This is a genomic window from Streptomyces sp. NPDC054847, assembly GCF_053610925.1.
The window spans coordinates 1-3,715 of the sequence record NZ_JBSGZJ010000587.1 but is presented as its reverse complement, the minus strand read 5'-3'; the positions used below and the strand labels follow the sequence as shown (position 1 = coordinate 3,715).

General features: G+C 71.0%; 3 protein-coding genes. 1 reads left to right on the top strand and 2 read right to left on the bottom strand.

The window, feature by feature from the left end:
- A partial coding sequence (locus tag ACWGH4_RS32765; protein WP_453467259.1) for a benzoate/H(+) symporter BenE family transporter occupies positions 1 to 1,149 on the bottom strand: 1,149 nt, incomplete at its 3' end.
- 133 nt (positions 1,150 to 1,282) lie between these two features.
- On the opposite strand from ACWGH4_RS32765, the gene ACWGH4_RS32760 reads away from it, so the two are divergent.
- Complete coding sequence (locus tag ACWGH4_RS32760) at positions 1,283 to 1,837, top strand: helix-turn-helix domain-containing protein (RefSeq protein WP_453467257.1); 555 nt, start codon at positions 1,283 to 1,285, stop codon at positions 1,835 to 1,837.
- A gap of 11 nt (positions 1,838 to 1,848) precedes the next feature.
- On the opposite strand, the gene ACWGH4_RS32755 is transcribed toward ACWGH4_RS32760, so the two are convergent.
- On the bottom strand, positions 1,849 to 3,159 hold the full coding sequence (locus tag ACWGH4_RS32755; protein ID WP_453467255.1) for a serine/threonine-protein kinase: 1,311 nt from the start codon (positions 3,157 to 3,159) through the stop codon (positions 1,849 to 1,851).
- Positions 3,160 to 3,715 lie beyond the last annotated feature (556 nt).

The following is a 3,715-nucleotide window of genomic DNA, read 5'->3' as shown; positions in this document are numbered from 1 at the left end:
GGTGAGCACGCCCGCCAACAGCCCCCAGAACGCGGACCCGATGCCGAGCAGCGTCACACCGGAGGCCGTGGCGAGGAAGGTGACGACGGCCGCCTCCCTGGACGCGGGGTCCGACAGAGCACTGGCCAGGGACGCCTCGATCGTGGCGAGCAGGCCGACCCCGGCAACGGCCAGGACGAGGGCGTGAGGCATCGCGGTGAGCAGGGAGGCGACGGTCGCGCCGAGCAGGCCGACGCACAGGTAGAAGACGCCCGCCCACACGGCCGCGAGGTAGCGCCGCTGTCGGTCGGGGTGAGCTCCGTCGCCGGTGCAGATCGCGGCGGTCATCGCCGCCAGGTTGAGGCCGAACGCCCCGAACGGCGCGAGCACCGCCTGGACGGCACCCGTCCACGTCAGGACGGGCGAGACGGGCACCTCGTAGCCGGACCCGCGCAACACGGCGACCCCCGGCAGGTTCTGCGAGGCCATGGTGACGACGAACAGCGGCACGCCGACGCTGATCAGCACCTTCCAGTCGAACTCGGGAGCCGTGAACACCGGCTGTGCGAGCGACAGTCGGACCCGTTCCAGATGCCAGCCCCCGGTGAGGACGGAGGCGACGACTCCGCCGCCGAGCGCGATGAGGACCGCGTAGCGGGGCAGCAGTCGGCGCGCGAGGAGATACAGCACGAACACCGGAAACGCGATCGCGAAACTGCTGCCCATCTGGGAAAAGAGCCCCGTCCCGAACTCGAGCAGCACACCGCCGAGAAGCGCCGACACCAGCGGCACCGGGATCCGGCCCATGATCCGCGCGAACCATCCGGTCAGACCGCTCACCATGATCAGTGCGGCGCTGAACACGAACGCGCCCACGGCCTTCTCCATGGACACGCCGCTCAGGCTCGTGGCGAGGAGCGCGGCTCCCGGCGTCGACCAGGAGGTGACGACCGGGGCCTTGTACCGCAGCGACAGACCCACGCAGGTCACGGCGATCCCGACGCCGAGTGCCAGCATCCACGAAGAGAGCTCCCGCGCGTCCGCCCCCGCGGCGCGTGCCGCGGTGAACACGAGCGCGGCGGCACTGGTCACACCGACGGTGACCGCGACGAGCCCCGCCGTCACGGCCGAGGGCGGTGCGATGGCGCGTATGCGGGCGAGCGGGGACATGCGGCATCACTTCCGGAGGGGAGAGCACGTACAAGCGTTCCGTAAACGGAACGTTCCGTTTATGGAACACTAAGGACGTGGGTGGCGGCACGTCAAAGCGCCGATGGGCGCAGAACCGGACGGAACCGGGCGGATGGGTCTGAACGACGAGGTGGGGCGCAGGCTGAAGCGGCTGCGGCAGGACAGCGGCCTGTCCCTGTCGGAGCTCTCACGCCGCTCGGGCGTCGGCAAGGGTACGCTCTCGGAACTCGAGACGGGCCGGCGCAACCCCACCCTGGAAACGCTCTATGCCCTGACCACCGCGCTCGGCCGCCCGGTCAGCGCCGTCCTCGACGACCCGGCGCCCCGCGTCGCGCTGGGGGCGGCCGGAGTCTCCGGCAGCGCCGTCACCGCGGTCCTCCTGGAGCGGTACGAGGACGAGGACGCGGCCACCGACGTCTTCCGCGTCACCATCGCCGAGGGCGCGACGCAGGAGTCGGCCGCCCATGTCCCGCAGACCACGGAGAGCCTGATGGTGCTCTCCGGAACGGCGGTCGTCGGCCTTCCGGACGCGCCGCAAACGGCCGGCCCGGGCGGCCACGCCCACTGGCCGGCCGACGTCCCGCACTTCTACAGCGCACCGGACGGCGACGTCCAAGGCGTCCTCTTCGTCCGGTACCCGAAGGGCACATCTTCCAAGGATGCTTGAGAGCGTCCAGCTCAGTCGTCGTCCTCGTCCTCCTCGTGCTTCCCTTGCTTGTTCCTCCTCTGCTTCTGCTCGGTTTCCTGTTTCGGAGGGTCTGCCGTGCTGGTCTGCAGCGATGGGGCGGAGGAAGGGGCAGGATTGTAGGACCTGGAGTCGGTCGGCTCCTGAGTCGTCGTGGGGCTCGTGCTGCCGGGCATGTCGGTTGGTGGGACCTCTGCCGAACTGCGGCCCGGCGAGAACAACAGCATTCCGGCGAGCATTGCGGCCAGGAAGGCCACCGCCCCGGCGGCCACGCCCGCGACCCTCGGCCGGCGTGCCACGAGGTTGCGGATCACCGGGCCGACCCGACGCCGAGGCGCACGTGGCCGACGCGTGTGTCCGGCGGAGGAGGGCAGGGCGTAGGTGGTGGCGGGGCCGGCTTCATGAGCGAGTGTCAGCCGCCCGGAGGGGGCGCCGTGCCCTGGTGACGGCGCGGTGGCAGTCTTCGTCGCAGGGGCGGGAAGCGGCTCGGGCCGGCCCAGCCAGGCACCGGTGGCGAACCAGTCAGCGACCTGCTGCGCGGTGGGCCGATCCTCGGGCTGCTTGGCGAGGAGGGCGAGGAGGTAGTTCTCGAAGGCGGCCGGTATTTCCGCGCCCAGTTGCCGGGGTGGCACGGGGGAGGCGTCCAGGTGCTGGTGGAGGATCGCCACAGCGGTGTCGGCCTGGTACGGAGGGCGGGCGGTGAGGAGCTGATAGAGCACACAGCCCAGGGAGTACACGTCGCATGCGGGACCGGCGGGCCGGCCGAGGGCACGCTCGGGGGCGAGGTAGAGGCTCGTGCCGACGATCTGTCCCGTCGTGGTGAGGGCGGCGGCCGGATCATCGACGAAACGGGCGATGCCGAAATCACCGATCTTGAGCGTTCCGGCGGTGTCCAGAAGGAGGTTGGCGGGCTTGATGTCGCGGTGTACGACGCCTTGCTGGTGGGCGGCGGCGAGCCCCGAAGCGGCCTGCGCGGCGATCCGTGCCACCTGCTCGGCGGGCAATGGGCCGGCGGTTGTGAGGTGGTGGGCGAGGCTGTCGCCCTCGACCAGTTCCATCACCAGGAAGAGACGGTCCTCGTGTTCGCCGAAGTCGAAGACGCCCACCACATGGGGGTGGTTGAGTCGCCCGGCGGTCTGTGCCTCCAGGCGGAAGCGGGAGGCGGCTGTGGGATCCGTGTTCTGGGGGAGCAGGAGTTTGACCGCCACCCGTCTGCCGAGGGTCTCGTCGACGGCTTGCCAGACCTCTCCCATCGCGCCGCGTCCGATGGGATCGTGCAGCCGGTACCGGCCTGCTATCAGCACCTGTGTTTCATCCTCATGCCGTGAGACGCCTCGACCGCCGCAGGCCGTCACTCACCACTTGGGCTCGGGTGACGGTGGGGGACCGCAGCCTCAGCCTACCGGCTGGGGCCGGAGGCAGTGGCGGCCGCGGAGGTCCAGCACTCCGGTGTGCTCATCTGCGAGTTCCGCCGCCGCTCCGGCAGCCTCACCCCATCCGTGGCGCTGCACTGCGCCCTCAACAGTGCGGGCTACGCACTCGCCTGGGCGGCGAGTCGTCGGTGGGCTGAGGGCGCACGTCAGGGTCGTCACCGGCGAACCGACGCCCGTATCAAGTGTCGCGCGCGCTCTTGCGCTGCTTCCCGCTTCGCCCGGCAGCGGCCGACGACCGCGCCGCAGGAGTCCGCCGGCACGCCACTACCGCAACCATGGCGCGGTAGAGGGCGGTGGGTGCGGGGGGCGTCGGGCATGCGGGGCAGGGGGTCCGACCGTCCGCCTGACGTCCCCTCGTCTCCTCGAAGGACCCGCCCAGTGAATGTTTCTGACCCCGCCCAGCGACAGCCGGGGGCCGGCCCCTACC

Coding starts and splice junctions, on each gene's coding strand:
- ACWGH4_RS32760 (WP_453467257.1), top strand. CDS start 1,283: ATGGGTCTGAACGACGAGGTGGGGCGCAGGCTGAAGCGGCTGCGGCAG.